16 protein-coding genes are annotated in these 16,866 nt (G+C 70.6%); 6 read left to right on the top strand and 10 right to left on the bottom strand.

The genetic code is table 11. The features are described 5' to 3' along the window. The first annotated feature begins 51 nt into the window (after nt 1–51). The gene (locus AB5J53_RS46705) at nt 52–1,011 is read left to right on the top strand and encodes a threonine/serine dehydratase (protein ID WP_369252903.1); all 960 of its coding nucleotides are present in this window, start codon (nt 52–54) and stop codon (nt 1,009–1,011) included. Between the two features lie 100 nt (nt 1,012–1,111). Here the strand turns inward: AB5J53_RS46705 and AB5J53_RS46700 are convergent, their stop codons facing one another. From AB5J53_RS46700 to AB5J53_RS46690, 3 genes are all read right to left on the bottom strand, one after another. Beyond that, complete coding sequence (locus AB5J53_RS46700; protein ID WP_369251644.1) at nt 1,112–1,603, bottom strand: VOC family protein; 492 nt, start codon at nt 1,601–1,603, stop codon at nt 1,112–1,114. A gap of 91 nt (nt 1,604–1,694) precedes the next feature. Continuing rightward, nucleotides 1,695–2,015, bottom strand: coding sequence for a DUF308 domain-containing protein (locus AB5J53_RS46695; protein WP_369251643.1), 321 nt, complete (start codon nt 2,013–2,015; stop codon nt 1,695–1,697). Next, a complete protein-coding gene (locus AB5J53_RS46690; RefSeq protein WP_369251642.1) occupies nt 1,988–2,347 on the bottom strand; it encodes a DUF308 domain-containing protein in 360 nt (119 codons plus the stop codon). The genes AB5J53_RS46695 and AB5J53_RS46690 overlap by 28 nt, the downstream gene beginning before the upstream one ends. A 234-nt stretch (nt 2,348–2,581) precedes the next feature. Here AB5J53_RS46690 and AB5J53_RS46685 point away from each other — a divergent pair, with 234 nt between their 5' ends. Then, a complete protein-coding gene (locus AB5J53_RS46685; protein WP_369251641.1) occupies nt 2,582–2,797 on the top strand; it encodes a hypothetical protein in 216 nt (71 codons plus the stop codon). Between the two features lie 197 nt (nt 2,798–2,994). After that, nucleotides 2,995–3,279 (top strand): hypothetical protein, encoded by a 285-nt coding sequence (locus tag AB5J53_RS46680; protein ID WP_369251640.1) that lies wholly within the window; start codon nt 2,995–2,997, stop codon nt 3,277–3,279. Here AB5J53_RS46680 and AB5J53_RS46675 read toward each other — a convergent pair. Together AB5J53_RS46675 and AB5J53_RS46670 are read right to left on the bottom strand one after the other, a co-directional pair. Beyond that, complete coding sequence (locus AB5J53_RS46675) at nt 3,266–3,733, bottom strand: hypothetical protein (protein ID WP_369251639.1); 468 nt, start codon at nt 3,731–3,733, stop codon at nt 3,266–3,268. The two genes, AB5J53_RS46680 and AB5J53_RS46675, sit on opposite strands and share 14 nt — an antisense overlap. Before the next feature lie 157 nt (nt 3,734–3,890). Beyond that, the gene (locus AB5J53_RS46670) at nt 3,891–5,330 is read right to left on the bottom strand and encodes a serine hydrolase domain-containing protein (RefSeq protein ID WP_369251638.1); all 1,440 of its coding nucleotides are present in this window, start codon (nt 5,328–5,330) and stop codon (nt 3,891–3,893) included. 163 nt (nt 5,331–5,493) lie between these two features. Here AB5J53_RS46670 and AB5J53_RS46665 point away from each other — a divergent pair, with 163 nt between their 5' ends. The 3 genes from AB5J53_RS46665 to AB5J53_RS46655 all read left to right on the top strand — a co-directional run bounded on the left by AB5J53_RS46665 (nt 5,494) and on the right by AB5J53_RS46655 (nt 9,532). Next, on the top strand, nt 5,494–6,465 hold the full coding sequence (locus AB5J53_RS46665; protein ID WP_369251637.1) for an LLM class F420-dependent oxidoreductase: 972 nt from the start codon (nt 5,494–5,496) through the stop codon (nt 6,463–6,465). Between the two features lie 93 nt (nt 6,466–6,558). Further along, the gene (locus AB5J53_RS46660) at nt 6,559–7,770 is read left to right on the top strand and encodes a 4-hydroxybenzoate 3-monooxygenase (protein WP_369251636.1); all 1,212 of its coding nucleotides are present in this window, start codon (nt 6,559–6,561) and stop codon (nt 7,768–7,770) included. 160 nt (nt 7,771–7,930) lie between these two features. Further along, on the top strand, nt 7,931–9,532 hold the full coding sequence (locus AB5J53_RS46655; protein ID WP_369251635.1) for a serine/threonine protein kinase: 1,602 nt from the start codon (nt 7,931–7,933) through the stop codon (nt 9,530–9,532). Between the two features lie 97 nt (nt 9,533–9,629). On the opposite strand, the gene AB5J53_RS46650 is transcribed toward AB5J53_RS46655, so the two are convergent. The 5 genes from AB5J53_RS46650 to AB5J53_RS46630 all read right to left on the bottom strand — a co-directional run bounded on the left by AB5J53_RS46650 (nt 9,630) and on the right by AB5J53_RS46630 (nt 16,752). Then, complete coding sequence (locus AB5J53_RS46650) at nt 9,630–12,818, bottom strand: amidohydrolase family protein (protein WP_369251634.1); 3,189 nt, start codon at nt 12,816–12,818, stop codon at nt 9,630–9,632. Nucleotides 12,819–12,919: 101 nt separating this feature from the next. Then, nucleotides 12,920–13,873 carry an ATP-grasp ribosomal peptide maturase gene (gene tgmB, locus AB5J53_RS46645; RefSeq protein WP_369251633.1) on the bottom strand — a complete coding sequence of 318 codons (954 nt, stop codon included), beginning with the start codon at nt 13,871–13,873 and terminating at the stop codon, nt 12,920–12,922. Between the two features lie 15 nt (nt 13,874–13,888). Continuing rightward, entirely contained in the window at nt 13,889–14,080 is a 192-nt protein-coding gene (tgmA, locus tag AB5J53_RS46640; RefSeq protein ID WP_369251632.1) for a putative ATP-grasp-modified RiPP, read from the bottom strand. Nucleotides 14,081–14,275: 195 nt separating this feature from the next. After that, entirely contained in the window at nt 14,276–15,646 is a 1,371-nt protein-coding gene (locus AB5J53_RS46635; RefSeq protein WP_369251631.1) for an MFS transporter, read from the bottom strand. Beyond that, entirely contained in the window at nt 15,643–16,752 is a 1,110-nt protein-coding gene (locus AB5J53_RS46630) for a PLP-dependent cysteine synthase family protein (protein ID WP_369251630.1), read from the bottom strand. Before AB5J53_RS46630 ends, AB5J53_RS46635 begins: the two co-directional genes overlap by 4 nt. Nucleotides 16,753–16,866: the final 114 nt, after the last annotated feature.

Raw genomic sequence — 16,866 nt, 5'->3', positions numbered from 1 at the left:
CCGGGGACAGCGCCTTACTGAGCCGCGTCCGAGGGGGGAAGGTTGGCTGTCTTGATCGGTGTCCGGGAGATCCGTGCCGTGGCCGAACGGATTGCCCGACATGTCGTGCGGACGCCCACGGTGCCGAGCCCGGGACTGTCGTCGCTGCTGAATGCGCCGGTCACGGTGAAGCTGGAACTGCTGCAGCGCACCGGGTCGTTCAAGGCGCGTGGGGCGACGGCCCGGCTGCTCGCGCTGAGCGAGGCCGAGCGCGCGGCGGGTGTGGTGGCGGTGAGCGGCGGCAACCACGGGATCGCGCTCGCGGTGATGGCCGCCGCGCTCGATGTGAAGGCGACCGTGGTGATGCCACGGTCGGCGTCGACGCGTGCAGCCGAGATCGTGGAATCGTCCGGCGCCTCACTGCGGCTGACCGATGACATGGCCGGTGCGTTCGCGCTCATGACGCGGCTGCGGGCCGAGGGACTGACGCTTGTCCACCCGTTCGACGATCCGCTCGTGATCGCCGGGCAGGGCACCGTCGGCCTGGAGTTCGCCGAGGACGCCGGAGAACTGACCGATGTGCTCGTCAGTATCGGCGGCGGCGGGCTGATCTCCGGTGTCGCCGCGGCACTGCGGGCGCTGCGGCCGGGGGTGCGGATCTGGGGTGTGGAGACGGAAGGCGCGCAGGCCATGTCCGAGGCGCTGGCCACGGGCGGCCCGGTGCCGGTGCCGCTGTCCTCGATCGTGACCACGCTCAGCGCGCCGGCCGTCTCGCAACTGACGTACGACCATGTGTCCGCCCTGGTCGACGAGGTGCTCGTGGTCCCGGACCGGGAGGCGGTACGGGGCACCCTCGATCTCGCCGACCACGCCAAGGTGTGGGCCGAGCCGGCCGCGGGCTGTCTGCTGCCCGCGGCCCGGCGGGTGCTGGAGCGCGTCGGGGACGAGGCCCGGCTGGGGCTGGTGCTGTGCGGGGGCAACGCGACCACCGGGGACGTCATGTCCTGGGCGGAGCGTTTCGATCTGCGCTGAACGTTTCGATCTGCTCGATCTGCGCTGAGATTTTCGGTCTGCTCTGTGCGTTCCGACGCGTGCTCTGGGTTTCAGCCAGTGCGGACCATGAGGTGGGCTCTCAGCGCACCGACCTGCCATACATCTCGCCGAGCGGCTCGGCGAGCAGTTCGACGCGGGCGCCGTCGGGATCGCGGAAGTACATCGACGAGCCGCCCTCCTGCACGTACTCGACTCCGGCGGCGTCGAGCCGCTCGCGCAGCCGCTGCCAGGTGGTGGGGTCGACCGAGATGGCCAGGTGGTGCAGTCCGCCGAGCACCTCCGCGTACGGGCCGAGGTCGAGGCCGGGGAAGTCGAAGAAGGCCAGGAGGTTGCCGTTGCCGAGGTCGAAGAAGAAGTGGGTCGAGCCCTTGTAGTCGCGGTTCTCGATCATCTCCGTGAGGGGGAAACCCAGGACGTCCTGGTAGAACCGCACGGTCCGCTCCACGTCCGAGGAGAGCAGCGCGACATGGTGCACTCCGCGGGCCGAGCTCGCCGGCCTCTCCTCGGTCAGATACGCGTCCCGGATCCGCTGACGCTCCGCCTCGATCGCTGCCAGGTCCACCGCATCCATCGAGAGCTCGTCAGGTAGGGAAGTAGCCGCTCTTGGTGCTGAATTCAACCACTTTGCAGCCACTCTAGACCTCCCCCGATCCCAGTCCAGGTCAGTTGCCGAGGAGCGCCCGTACTCGGATGCCGTCCGCGATCTCGATGACGCCGAGCGCGGTGAGCCAGAGTCCGGCGACCAGCGTCAGCGCGGCGACGGAGCGGAAGGGCGACACGATCAGCACGATGCCGCCGAGGGAGGTGAGGATGCCGAGCACGGCCTGCCGGCCGCGGGTCGGCAGGTCCTCCGCGGAGATCGCCGCCGCAGAGATCATGAATCCGTGGGTCAGCCGGCCGAAGCCGATCCACAATTGCGGCAGCAGGATCGACTGGGCCGCGCCGCGGAAGCAGATCAGGCCGAGGCAGCACGCTGAGCGCACCGCTGAAGAAGCTCACCGCACGTAGGTGCCCGGGTATGCCGGCCGCGTACGCTCGCCGGCTGGAGGGCCACCGTCAGCTGGACGACGCCGTACGCCGGCAGATAGATCCCGAACAGGACGCCGACCACCAGCACAGTGGCACCGGGCCAGGCCAGGGCGAGTACACCCAGGACGAGCGTGACCACCCCCATGGCCACCTGCCGCTGCCAGGCGAAACGGGCCAGGAGACCCAGCACTCCGGGATACACATCTTGATCGAGGTCCTGCGCACCCGCCGGTACGGGACGCGGATGCGGATACGAAGGCGGATGCGGTGCGTGGGAGGAACCCATGGGCTTCCGCCTCCCCGAGGGAACACGCCGCGTGCACTGATCCGGTGAAGGGGGGGTGGGCCGTCCTGCCGCAGCCCAACGTGGCGCCCGCCCATGCCCGCGACGAGAGGTGAGGACACCGCCGGCACGTGGCCTCGTCGCCGGGTCCGCACGCGAGCTCGTCGCCGGTCTCGCCCGGATGCGGGTTGCGTCCGTCCGGATGCGGGTTGCGGCGCTCAGGACGATCCTGGATACATGTCCGGACGGGCTCCATTGGTCGTGCATCCCACTTTGGGCACCGGCGGTCGCCAGGTGACCGCGCGGGGCGAGAACCTCGGCGTGGCGTTCTCCGACGAGGACCTGATCGAATTCCTCGGCCGAGCGGGTCTGCCCGACGCGGAAGACCTCCTGGACGATCCCGCGTGGGTGAAGTGGCGTGGAGGCCAGGCGCACTTCTACGGGGCCGCATAGTAGGCGGACGACGCCCCGAACACCGGGCTGCGGTTGCCGTTGAGCCCGGTGGCGGCAAACCGTGCCTCCGCTCAGGGTGGTGCCATGCGACGACGGTTCGGTCCCCCCGTTGCTCCGAACGGGGGGCGCGCTCACCCAACCCGGTGGGCGGCGGCCGGGGCGCGTACCACCGGCGTGCACGAAGACGTTGCTCCGACATGGACAGCACTCAGACAGCACTGCGCCGCGTTCCGACCCGCGCGCGCGTTGGCGGCCCGTATGCCGAACTGACCAACGACTACCGGAGCAATCCGCCGATCTACGCTCAGCTCGTCTCGGAGTGGCGGGCCAAGGGCCGCGTGGTTCCGGAGCGTCGCGATGTGCGCGAAGTGCTGTGGGCGTCCTTCGCCGCACCGGCTCCGGAGGCGGACGAAGCCGAAACCGTGCCCGCGGTTCCCGTGCCCCGCGGGCTCCCCGGCTGGGTGAGGGTCAGTCCTCGCTGAGGGGCGCCAGAACGGCGAGCGTTCCGTTGGCCTGACGCAGCGCCAGCTCCAGGGGGAGGGCCGGATGCAGGGCTCCGGTCCCGTCCGGAGGGATGATCCACTCCAGGAATCCCGCGGACCGGTACGGCGGCGGTACGGCGACCCAGGAGCCCTTGCCGAGGTGGCGGAGCCCCGACCCCACCCAGCGGCTGGCGGGATCGGGCGGCAGGAAGAAGCCGACGCGGTGGGCCGCGGCGTCCACCAGCGTGGGACCCGGCACCTGAAGCGGGTCGGACCACAGTATGTCCAGGGCGAGCAGCCCCAGTTGTTCGGGAACGCTCAGCACGTCCCAGAAGCGCCCGGCTTCCAGGAGCACGCCGCCGCTGCCCTGATCCCACTCCCGTTTGCACGCCCGGGGGTCGGTGGCTGCCGCGGCGAGCCACTCCACACTTTGCATCCACATCGCGTTCGTCATGGCCCACTCCGGGGATATTCCGCTCCGCTCGGCACGCGCGGAGAAAGACGCAGCCAGCGGGGCCTGCGACTGCCCATCAGCCCCTAGGCATATGCATGTTGGTAGATATTTCTACGTGGCGGAAGGGGTGGCGCGGTGTGGCGTTTCCGTCGGCCGGTTACGGCAGGTGCGACGGTGCGTGGAGTTTGTGCAGTGGGCCGCCGTGCAGCGGGACCGTGTGCCACCGTGCCGTGAACGTGTGCTCAGGGAGCGAGCAGGTCACCGTCAAACGGTGCGGGGTCTCCAGGAACAGCACGTCGACGCGCAGGGTCTCCGGGTCGGTCCATCCGCCGGTCACGGCCGTGGGGATGGTGCCCGGGTCGACGGTCCAGTCGGAGATACCCAGCATCAGGTCGATTCGCCGGTCGCCCTCGTCCAGCGACAGGCGCCAGCCCTTGTCCCCCGCCGCTACCGCGACTCCCGCCAGAGTCCGCTGCTCCGCGCAGGCACCGCCCTTCGGAAGGAACTCGGCGCCCGCCCAGGCTTCGCCCCGGGCGGGAGGCTCGAGATGCGCCTCGACCGGCGGCAGGGCGAGCCGCGCGAGACGGCTCCGCAGTGTGTCGTCCCCCTCGCCCGGGAGCGGAGCGGTGCCGAAGGCGGGCAGCAGGTGGCGCCACACCAGATTCAGCAGGTCCTGCATCTGCTCGGTCGCCGCGGTCGTCGCGATCACCGCGTCGTACTCGGGCAGCACGAGGCAGAACTGCCCGTACGCCCCATCGCCGCGGTACCCGTGCCGCGACCTCCAGAACTGGAATCCGTACCCCTGCTGCCAGTCCGACAGCGCCCCCTCGGCCGTACCGTCCGCGGTGGAGATGTGCGCACGGGTGGCCTCCGCGATCCACGAGGACGGCAGGAGCCGCCGCCTCTCCCAGACGCCGTCCTGCAGGTACAGCTGGCCGAGCCGCGCGATCGCGTCGGTCGTGGCGTGCAGGCCGCTGAAGCCGAGGTCGCGGCCGGCCGGGCCCTGCCGCCAGGCGGCTTCGCCGATGCCCAGGGGGTCGAACAGCCGGGGCCGCAGATACGCCGTCAGCGACTGGCCGGTCACGCGCTGGACGATCGCGGCGAGCGTGTAGGTGGCGGACTGGTTGTACGCGAACACGGTGCCGGGGTCTCGCTCAGGCGGTATCAGCAGGAAGCCGCGTACGGTCTCCTTGCGGTCGAGCCGGAACGCCTCGGCGTAGGTCTCGGCGAGGTGACCGCTCGCCATCGACGCCACATGCCGTACGAGCATGGCGCGGCTGCGTGGGTCGGTGATGTCGGCATCGAATTCGGGGAAGTACGAGATCACGGGGTCGTCGAGGCGCAACAGCCCTTCTGCGCCGGCGAATCCCGCGGCCGTGGACGTGAAGCTCTTGCTCAGCGAGTAGAGCAGTTGACGCCGCTCGGGTGTGTACGGCGCCCACCAGCCGGAGGCGACGACGTGACCGTGGCGCAGGATCATCAGGCTGTGCGGTTCGATGTCCGGGGCGACCTCGACGGCATCGAGGAACGCGTGAATGCCCGACGCGTCGACACCCTGCTCGCCGGGCGTGCTGACAGGCAGGGGACGAGCACTCATACGAGTGACCTCCGGACGGCTCGGGACAGTGGCTGTGGCGCGGCAGACGGACACCGTGTACATGCGTACGCCATCTTTCCCGTGCGGGCGCCCGCGTGTCCATGAGTGATGTCGGGCTTGGAGTGGTGGTGTACGTGGCACGCGAGCGGGTTACTCGCACTTTATGGTGCAAATCGGATACACGATGATGACGGAACAGACCGGCCCGCGTGACCTCGTCGACGATGTCGTGCGGGCCGAGGAGGTCGGCTTCGATTTCTCGGTGACGTCGGACCACTACTTTCCGTGGCTGCGCGCACAGGGGCACTCCCCGTACGCGTGGAGTGTGCTCGGCGCGGCCGCCCAGGCCACCTCGCGCATTCCCCTGATGACGTACGTGACGTGCCCGACCTTCCGCTATCACCCCGCGGTGGTGGCCCAGAAGGCGGCAACCCTGCAATTGCTGTCTCAGGGCAGGTTCCGGCTCGGGCTCGGCTCGGGAGAGAACCTCAACGAGCATGTGGTGGGCGGCGGTTGGCCCTCGGTCGATGTGCGGCACGAGATGCTCGAAGAGGCGATCGGCATCATCCGCGCACTGTTCGACGGGGGCCACGTCAACCATCGTGGGACCCACTTCGACGTGGAGTCGGCCAAGCTGTGGGATCTGCCGGACCAGCCGCCGCCGATCGGCGTCGCCGTCTCCGGCGAACAGTCCTGCGCGCTGGCGGGTCACCTCGCCGACCTCGTCATCGCCACGGAACCCGATCCGGAACTGCTCGCCTCCTTCGACCGGCACGGCGGACAGGGCAAGCCCCGGGTGGGGCAGCTGCCGGTCAGCTATGACCCCGACCGGGACACCGCCGTGCACCGGGCGCACGAGCAGTTCCGCTGGTTCGGCGGGGGCTGGAAGGTCAACGCGGAGCTGCCGCACCCCGACTCCTTCGCCGGTGCCACACAGTTCGTCACGCCGGACGACGTCGCCGGGTCGATTCCGTGCGGCGACGATCCGGACACCTTCGTCGAGGCCGTACGGCCCTTCGCGGAGGCGGGCTTCACCGAGATCGCGCTCGTGCAGATCGGCGGCGACGCCCAGGCCGACTTCCTGGACTGGTCGGCGAAGACGCTGCTGCCCGAGCTGCGGGCTGCCTTCGCGTGAGGCGCAGGCCGCCCGGGCGGGCCTCGGATCCCGTTGCGGCATCAACACACGAGCGGATATCCGGCGTTGAAGGGTCACCGTCATAATGATCGAGTGATTTCCCCCTCCCCCACATCCGTACAGCGCGTCCCCGTCGTCATCGTCGGCGCGGGACCGGCCGGTCTCACCCTCGGCAACATCCTGCGCGCCGCGTCCGTCGACTGCGTGGTCCTGGAGAACGAGAGTCGGGAGTTCATCGAACAGCGGCCCCGGGCGGGCTTCATCGAGGAATGGGCGGTACGCGCCCTGCGGCAACGGGGGCTGGCCGACCGGCTCGTGGAGCGGGCCCAGCCGCACAGCGAGTGCGAGTTCCGGATCGACGGCGAACGTCACCGGTTCCGGTACGCCGAGCTGACCGGGGACCGCCATTTCGTCTATCCGCAGCCGCTGTTGGTGACCGACCTGGTGCGCGAGTACGCCGATGTGCGCGGCGGCGACATCCGGTTCGGCGTACAGGATGTCGCTCTGCACGCCATCGACGGCGACCGGCCCTCGGTGCTGTACACGGACCCGGCCACGGGCGAGCGCCGGCGCATCGAGTGCGAGATCATCGCGGGCTGCGACGGCGCGCGCGGAGTGACCCGCACCCACGTGCCGCCGGAGCGCGGTTCCCTGGCCCGCTACGACTACGGAGTGGGCTGGCTGGCGCTGCTCGCCGAGGCACCCCCGTCGTCCGACTGTGTCGTCTTCGGCGTCAACTCACGTGGATTCGCCGCCCACATGGCCCGCAGCCCCCAGGTCACCCGCTACTACCTGGAGGTGACGCCCGGCGACGACCCGGAGAACTGGCCGCACGACAGGGTGTGGTCCGAACTCCGCGCCCGGCTGTCGGTGACGGGTTCCCCACCGCTCACCGAGGGACGGCTGATCGAGAAGCGGGTGCTCGACATGCACAGCTATGTCGTGGAGCCGATGACGTACGGACGGCTGTTCCTGGCCGGTGACTCCGCCCATCTCGTGGCGCCGATCGCGGCGAAGGGCATGAACCTGGCGCTGTACGACGCGCTGCTCCTGGCGGACGCGCTCGTCTCCTACTTCGGGACGGGCGACGGCAGCGGGCTGCGCGACTACTCGGCGGCCTGTCTGCGGCGCGTCTGGGAGTACCAGGAATTCTCTCAGTGGTTCGCGGAGTTGCTGCACGGGCCGTCGTCGGGCGATCCCTTCCGGGCGGGGTCCGCGGGTGCGCGGCTGCGGCGACTGCTGGGCTCGCCCGCCGCGGCGGCCACGTTCGCGGACTCCTACATCGGCAAGGTGCCCGTGCGCTGAACCGTCACGCGCCGCCGGCCTGAACCTTTCGCACGAGTGGGCGACCGTCGGAGAGTTGAGAAAAAACAGGCCTCGAGAACCGCTCCCCGTTGAACACTCAACGTCACACCCTCCGTACTTCCGGGAAAGGTGAGAGCCCGGTGCACAGCGAGGGATGACCATGGTCAAGGTGCAAGACTCCACGGGCGAGTTGGTCGCCGGTAGATACCGACTGCTCGAGGTCGCCCACCGGGAAGAGGGCCGCGTCGGCTGGCACGGACAGGACGTCGACTTCGAGCGGCCCGTCACCCTGACCCGGTCGCGGCTCCCGGAACATCGGCACGAGGAGACGGAGCACCGTACCGCGGCGCGGATCCTGCGCGAGTCCGAGCGCCTGGGGCTCGTCTGTCCCGGCCGGGTGGCCGCGGTCGTCGACGTGATCGAGGAGCACGACTTCGTGTGGACGGTCACGGAGCGGTCCCCGGGCATCCCGCTGACCGAACTCCTCGGGCGCGGCCCGATGAACTACATCCGCGCGGCCCGCATCGGGCTCGGCCTCCTCGACGTCCTCGCCGCCGCCCACAACGCGGGGGTGACGCACGGCGATCTCAGCCCCGGTCAGGTGCGCGTGCACGAGCGGGACGCGGTCACGGTGAACGGTTTCGGCCTCATGGGGGCCACCGTCTCGCCACGCGTCACCGCACCGTCGTACGCCTCCCCGGAGCAGGCCCGGGGCGAAGGCACCGGACCGGCGGCGGACCTGTGGGCGCTGGGCGCGATGATGTACGCGATGGTGGAGGGCTGGCCGCCCATCCGCGACCGCGGACGGCTCGACGCCACGCTGCGTGCCGTGGAACGGCTGCCCATCCGGGCGCCGCTGAGCGCAGGACCGCTCGCACCGGCGATTCAGGGTCTCCTGCGCAGGGATCACTTGGAGCGGGTGCCCGAGCCGGTCGTACGCGAGGCCCTGGCGCGCATCCTCAAGGAGGACCTCGACGATGCGACGGCCGCGGCGCCCCTGCCGCTCTACCGGGATCCGGGCACCGTCGCCCGGCGCACGGGACGCACCCGGGGCGGACTGCCGGTCAGCCGGCCGGTCCTGCTGGGCGGAGCGCTGGCCGTCACCGTCGTCTGCTTCGCCGTGCTCACCGCGGCGGGCGGCCTGCCCGACGGGGACACGTCCGCATCCGGCGCGGCTCCCTCACGGACGTCCTCGGTCCCCTCCGCCGACCCCACCGATCCCGCCACGCTCCCCGAGCGGACACCGTCGGCGTCCCCCACGCCTTCCCCCTCCTTCACCGTCGGAGAGAAGGTGCCGTCCGGCTTCTCCCGCTATCAGGCACCCGAGGGCTTCTCCATCGACCTCCCCAAGGGCTGGGAACGCCTGCGGACCACAAGCTCCGCCGACCTGTCCTACCGGGTCACCTTCGGCGCGAGTGGTGACCCACGCACGCTGGCCGTCACCTACAGCACGCGGCTGGGCCCGGATCCCGTCGCGGTCTGGAGCGCGCTGGAGCCGTCCCTGCGGGCCGCTTCCACCGGCTACGAGCGGGTGGGCGACATCCGTGCCGTGGACTATCGCGGCCGCGAGGGTGCCGACATGGAGTGGTACTCCGTGACCGACGGCGGACTCCGCGAGCACACGTTCGGACGGGGTTTCCTCATCGGCGACCACCGGGGCTTCTCGCTGCGCTGGACGACCCCGGCGGACGACTGGAACACCTCCGCCAACCGGAAGGCGCTGGACGTCTTCCTCCAGTCCTTTCGGCCGAGTTCGAAGTGATCACGGATCCGAAGCGACAACGGATCCGAAGTGATCGCGAATACGCTCCAGTTGGGCGGCTCGAGAGTGAACCCCGATCCACGCCCTTCGGCCGGCCTCAGAGTGATTCCGAGCCGCAGCAGCCGTCCCTCCGCATGAGCCGCCCGACTTCGAGCCAGTCGTCGCGTGTCGCCGCGGGCCGCGACGACGGCTCGAACGCGGCCACCAGGTCAGCCGTCTCGTAGGGTGTCCCTCCCCTGAGCACCGACACCGTGCGCAGGAGTGTGTCGAAGTCGGTGAACGGGTCGCCGTCCACCACGGTCAGGTCGGCCAGCTTCCCCGGCTCCACAGTGCCCAGGTCACGGTCGACTCCGAACAGGCGGGCCGGCAGCACGGTCACGGTGCGCAGGGCCCCCGCCGGGGACAGTCCGCCGCGGTGCAGGGCGCGCAGGCCCAGGTGCAGGGAGAGCCCGACGGGGACGAGCGGCTGGTCCGTGCCGAGGGCGACGAGACCGCCCGCGGCCAGCACACGCCGGTAGATGTCGGTCTCCGTGCGCAGCGTGGCCAGTTGGGCCGCCGTGGGCGGCACGCCCGCCGACTGCCGTACCGCGGCGGAGTCCCAGGGCGGCATCACGACGGTGACACGGGGGTCGTCGCCGAGAGCGGGATCGGCGCCGAGCAGCGGGGCGGAGGTGAACGGCGTGGCGATCAGGGCGAAGTTGACGCCCCGGGCGCTGTATATCTCCACCACATCGTCGTAGGCGCGCCCGGTCGCGGTGATCGCGTGCCCGAACTCGGCGCGCTGCGTGGCTTGCAGATGGGTCGTCAGATCCTGCCCCAGCTGGACGCCCAGAGACAGGAGGTGGCTTCCCGAGCGGACCCCGAGGCGCTCGTGAGCGAACCGCGCGGCCTCCTCCATCACCCAACCCGGCGCCCGCACATAGGTCTTGACGAAGTCCCAGTCCAGCGCTGCACCCCGTTCCAGCGAGCGTCGCAGCCCGTCCCTGGTGCGGTGGGCCCGCCCCATGCTGTACGCGACGCGGGATCCGTCGAGCAGTTCGCCGGTCGTCAGCAGCCGGGGTCCGGCGAGCTCGCCGCTTGCCACCGCCTCGCGAATGCGGGCCTGTTCGTACGCGAAGCCGCCGAGGGACACGGCGGTGGTGATCCCGTACGTCAGCTGGCCGACGGTCTGGCGTCCGCCGTAGGTGCTCTGCCACGGGTGGGTGTGGGTGTCCCACAGCCCGGGGACGACGGTGCGGTTCGAGGCGTCGACCCGCCGCCGTGCGTCGCGGCGGGCGGCCCGGTGCGGTTCGACGGAGTCGATGCGGCCACCTCGTACGACGATGTCGACGTCCTCGCGCACCACATCGCCGGTGCCGTCCCACAGCCGTCCGGCGTGCACCACGGTGTCGACGGGGACGGAGCCCCGCCGGTCGACCGGGACACGCACGGTGCGGGCGTCCCGTCCGTCGACGCCGATCAGTCTCAGGCGGCCGCCCGACAGATACAGCAGCGTCTTGGAGTCCGCGGACCACGAGGGGTGGTCGGCCGGTTCGGTGGTGAGGGTGCGCGGTTCGCCCTGCGGTGTGCCGTCGGCGGCGACGGGCAGCAGGCACAGCGCGGATTCGACGACTACGGCCATCCAGCGCCCGTCGGGTGACCAGACCGGCCCGGAGTCGTAGCGGTCGGCGAGGGAGACATGAGGCGCGACGGCGTGCAGGCGGTCGGCACCGGTCGTCGTGTCGACGATCCGGATGACGTTGTAGCCCTCGCGGAAGCGCAGGTTGAGGCGATTGCGGTCGCACAACGCGATGTACCGGCCGTCGGGCGACCAGCTCGGACGGCCGGGCAGCCCGCCCCCGCCGAGCGGCGTCACCAGCACGCGTTCCGTGCCCGCGCTCAGCTCGCGCACGACGAGCCGCCCCGTCATGTCGAGGCAGGCAAGCCGCTCGCCGTCCGGCGACAGCACCGGATGCACCCGCCCGCCCGTCGCGAGCGCGGTCTCCTCACCGGTATCGAGATCCCGCCGGTACACCCCGAGCAGTCCGTCGCGGTCGTCGGCGTACACGAGCGACCGTCCGTCACGCGCCCAGACCGGTGCGAGGAGGTAGCGGGTGGCCGGTGACTGCCGGAGCCGCTCGGGCGCACGGCCGCCCGAAGTGTCCGCCAGCCACAGCGAGTTGAGGGCGGCGAAGGCGACGCGCCGGCCGTCGGGGGACAGCGCGGGCAGGTGGATGCCCCGCACCGGGCGCACACGCGCGTCGCCGAGGTCGTACTCCTTGACTTGGTACCGCGGCCGCTCGACGGGCAGCACGCCCTCGAAGGCGATCGGCTCCGCCTCCCCCGGCTTCTCGGGGCGTAGGAGCGTGAAGTGGCCGTCCACTGTCAGAAGGAGCTCCCCCGCCGCGGTCCAGCGAGGAGGTACGGGAGCGATGTCTCCGGCCACGGCGACCGGCTTGCCGTCGACGACGAGGGTGCAGGAGCCGTTGGGTGATGCCGTGGTCCGCAGATAGGCCAGACGGCGGCCGTCCCGGGCGAGGGCCGGGGTCATGACCTGCGCGGCCTCGGTCTCGGTGTGCTCGAGGGCGACCGGGCCCGCACCGTCGGCCGGTACTGCGGCCACGGTGCGGGCGTCCACGCCCAGTCCGAAAGGTGTGGTCACTGCCTTGGCCCGCACGAACAGGATGCGCTTCCCGTCCGGCGACCAGGTGGGGTCGAAGTCCTCCCAGGGACCGTCCTGCAGGGGCCCGTCCTGCCCAAAGAGCCCGGTGACGCGGGTGAGTTCGCCGCTGTTGAGGTCCAGGACGTGGATGCGGTACGGGCTGCCCTGCACCGGGTCGCCGCAGCGCTCGGAGGCGAAGGCGATACGGGTGCCGTCGGGTGACCAGGCCGGGCCCCGGTCGTCCCAGGGCCCGTCGGTGCGACGGCGCAGGTCCGATCCGTCGGGGCGCATCGTCCACACGTGGAAGCCGCCGCCCCGGTACGCGCAGAACGCGATGAGCTTGCCGTCCGGGGAGTGCGTGGGCCTGTTCGGTTCCAGGTCGGCCGGGGTCAGGGGTACGGCACGGCCGCCGGTGCGCGGGAGCGACCACAGGACGTTCTGCAGCTCGGCGATCAACCGGTCGCCCGCGGGTGAGAGTGTCGCCGAACCGTTGGTGGCCCGAGTGAAGGAGAGCGAGAGACCGGCGCTGGTCCGGGCCTTCGCCGGGGCCGTGCCGAGGGCGGTGGCGGCCCCGGCGACGCCTGCTGCGGCGAGCAGTTGACGGCGGGAGAGGGGAAGAGCGGTGCTGCTCCGGTCACGTTCCATGACAGAGCACGCTTACGCATCTCAAAGCCCGTGAGCAACAGTGCCATTCGCGCCAAACGGGCAAGGCCGCCTGCCGGTCCCGGAACTGTGGTGAAGGAGTGTCAGTGCCCCTCCGGGATACGGTGCGCGGGTCTTCGCTGCGACAGCCACTCGGCGACCGCGTCGGCTATGGGCTGTCCCGTCTCCAGCTCGATGAAGCCGAACTGGCCTCCCTGGTTGCCCTCCAGGAACCACCAGACGCCGTCCTCGTCCTCGGCGAAGTCGAAGGCGGCGTAGGCGAGTCCGGTGAAGGCGAGGTACTCGTGGACCGAGCGGGCGATGCGGCCGGGCACGGCGATGGCCTCCCAGGCGTGTCCGGTGTCGCCGAACCGCCCGTCGACCTGTCCGGGCACGGCGGCCTTCCTGGCGGCGAACATGCGGGGGCCGATGCTGGTCAGCCGGATGTCGGCACGCTTGGGTATGTACTGCTGCAGCAGCGCGGGGCCGGCCGCGACGCCGGAGAAGTCCGCGTCGGGTCCGATGAGCGTGGTCGGCAGGGCCACCGGCGGCTCGCCGGGCGGAGGCCCCGAAGCCGACTTCACCACCACTTCCCGGTACTCCTCGACGAACTCCTGGGCCACGCGCGGGGCGGTCGTGATGATGGTGGGCGGCACCGCGAAGCCGCTGCTGTGGGCGACCCGCAGCTGCCAGGGTTTGTGCCGGGCCTGCTCGGCGCGGCGCGGATGGTTCATCCAGCGGGTCGATGCGGAGTAGAGCATGCCGAACAGGGCCTGTCGGGTCTCGGCGGTGAGCCAGGGCGAGGGCTCGGCGGCGTGGGCGGCCGGCTCCCCCGGCCGGCGCACCCACACGGATCGCAGACCGCCCATGCTGAGCACGTGGCCGTTGACCGACAGATAGCCGTCGAAGTCACCGTGGGCGTAGTCGGCGGACAGCACCGCTTTGCCCGGCAGGTCGGCGGGGTCGAGGCGCACCATGGGCACGCCCCGCTCGTGCAGTTGGGCCACCACCATGTCGGCGGTGACGTCCTGCTCGGCCGTGAGAATGAGTACGGTCATGCGCGCGGGCGGCCGTCAGTCGTCGAAGTGCGTCTGGGAGCCGGCCGTGGACGTCGTGGTACCGGTGGCCATCAGGAGCGCACGGTCGCTGACGGCCGGGCGGCCGTCGGGCAGGACGTTCAACTGCAGCGCCACATCGAAGTGGTACGGGGTTACTGCGGCCGACTGCCCCGTGGGCATGGCGTAGTTGAGGGTGAACGGTCGCATGAAAAATCCTCCCCGGTTTCACGATGCTCTACGTCCACCCGTACGTGTCATGGCCGTAAGGAATTCATCACTTTCCGCCACATCGGGGTGAAGGTCATCACATCGCGTCGTTTCAAGCTTGCCTATTGCCGTATTGCTCGTGTGTCTGCTTGGTCCCGGCCAAAAGCTTCGGCCAATGCTTCATCCTCAGTGACCTCAACGCCCCACCATCCCAGGAGAGTTCCCGGCGACTTCGACTTGCTCTCCTCGCTGAAGCAGGGAGGTTCCCTCCGCAGTGACGGACGCGGGCTCAGCGGCCATGGTTGCCATAAGACCGGCCCGATACAGGCCATGGAGGAACGCGGCACACACCACGCCCAGGACGAACAGCACGAGCCATGGCAGTGCGGACATGCCGGCCGCCCGGGCGGCGTCGAGGGCCGCTCCGGTGAGCAGGTTGCCCAGCGTGATGCCGATCCCGCAGATGGTGTTGTAGAGCCCGTAGTGAGTGGCGACGAGGCGGTCCCCGGAGAGGCGGACGATCGTGTCCATCTCGAAGGGGTACGCGATCATCGTGCCCATTGCGAGGAGCAGCGCCGCCAGTGTCGGCGGCAGGGCGGCGAGCAGCCGGCGCCCGACCTGTTCGTCAGGCACGGGCACGACCGTGGCCGCGAGCAGCGGCACGAAGGCCAAACCCATGCCCAACAGCCCCCAGGCCAGGGCCTGACCGGGCTCCAGCCGTGCTTTGCACCACGCGGTCACGCGAGTCTGTCCGAAGATCGTGAGCAGTCCCGAGGCCGCGAAGAGCAGCGCGACGGCCGCCGTCCCGAACTCCCCTTCGCCGCCCAGGCGTCGTACCTCCAGCGGCAGCGCCAGATAGACCTGGAAGGACAGGACGTACGAGCCGATCATGGCCATGGCGAAAAGGAGGAACGCGCGGTTGCGCACGATGCCTCGCCACTGCGCCGGCACGCTCTTGCGGTCACCGGCGTCCGCGTCCACGGCGTGGTCCGCCTTGCGGGCGGGGAGGGCGCGGATCTGCACCGCGCTCAGCAACGCGAAGATCGCTGCCGAGACGAGGCAGGTGAAACGGAAGTCGAAGCCGGTCAGTACCATCCCGACCAGCGGTCCGAGCAGAATGCCCGCCTGATAGAAGACGTTGAAGAGGGCGAAGGCCTCGACGCGGCGCTCGCCCGCGTCGGCGGCGAGGTAGGCGCGTACAGCCGGGTTGAACAGAGCGCCCGCGAAGCCGGCCGCTGCCGAGGCCGCGACCAGCGCCGGGACCGAGTCGACCAGCCCGAGCGCGGCGAAGCCCACCGTACGCAGCACGCATCCGGCGACGATCAGGGGTTTGTAGCCGAAACGGTCGGCGAGCGTACCGCCGACGAGGAACATGCCCTGCTGGCTGAAGTTCCGTACGCCCAGGACGAGTCCGACCAGCCAGCCGGCCAGGCCGAGAGTGCCGGACAGATGCTGGGCGAGATACGGCATCAGCATGTAGAAACCGAGATTGATGGTGAACTGGTTCACCAGGAGCAGCTGGACGCTGCGGTCGTACGAGCGGACCTGCGCGAGCGTCGTCCTCACTTCGCGTCGCCTTCCACGCCGACCGTCGCCGCCGTCGCGGCGAGTGGGTCGAGGACCGAGGTGCAGCGCGTCCAGCGGGTGACTTCCTTCTCGTCCGGGTGGCCCACGACCTCGGGTTCGGGCGCCGGAGGCCCGTGCAACAGCCCGTGTTCGGCGCAGAACTGGTCGTCGTAGACGGTCTCCAGATAGCGCTGGGGCCCGTCCGGGAAGATCGCCACGACGCGGGTGCTGGGAGGAGTCGTACGGGCGAGCCAGCCGGCCACCAGCGCGACCGCACCGACGCTCCAGCCGCCCGTGGCGTAGTGCGAGGCGGCCAGCTGTCTGCACGCCCAGACCGATTCGGCCGGGGCCACCCAATGCACCTCGGAGAAGTTCTCGTAGGCGACATTGCGCGGATAGATACTCGATCCGAGTCCCCGCATGAGTCGGGGCCGGTCGGGCTGGCCGAAGATGGTCGAGCCGATGGTGTCGACGCCCACCAGACGCATTCCCGGACAGAGCTGGCGCAGCACGCGGGAGATGCCCGCGGAGTGGCCCCCGGTACCGACACTGCAGACGAGTACGTCGATGTGGCCCATCTGCGAGGCGAGTTCGAGAGCAAGCGGGGTGTACGCGGCGACGTTGTCGGGGTTGTTGTACTGATCCGGGGACCACGCTCCCCGATGCTCCGTCAGCAGCTCGGCGACCCGGTCACGGCGAGCCTGCTGCCAGCCGCCCGTGGGGTGCGGCTGCGACACCACGTCGACGGTGGCGCCGTGGGCGACGAGGAGCCTGGTCATCGAGGGTTCGAGGCCCGGGTCGGTGACGAGCGTGACGGGGTGCCCGTACACCATTGCGGCCAGGGCCAGACCGAGGCCCAGTGTGCCGCTGGTCGACTCGACGATCGGGCGGCCCGGCCGCAACTCGCCGCGGGTACGGGCCCGTTCGACCATGTGGAGTCCGGGGCGGTCCTTGATGCCACCGGGGTTGAAGCCCTCCAGCTTCGCCCAGAAGCCGCGGTCGGACGGGGTGAAGGGCTGGGACACGTGCAGGACAGGGGTGTTGCCGACGAGGCCCAGGAGGCTGGAGCCGACGGGGGTGAAATCACTCGTGGTCAGGGAGTGCATGCGTTTCGCTCTCGATCGGTGTGGACGCGTGCGGATGCCCGTCTCGTGTGCCGCCGCGGAAGCGGCACACGGCGGGTCGGCCGGAGCCGACCGGAGGCACGGGTCCGAAGGCTG

Origin of the sequence: Streptomyces sp. R41, from assembly GCF_041053055.1 — a bacterium.
In the GTDB taxonomy this organism is placed as follows: domain Bacteria; phylum Actinomycetota; class Actinomycetes; order Streptomycetales; family Streptomycetaceae; genus Streptomyces.
Note: the sequence above shows the minus strand (reverse complement) of the source record. Positions and strands in the feature narration are given on the sequence as shown.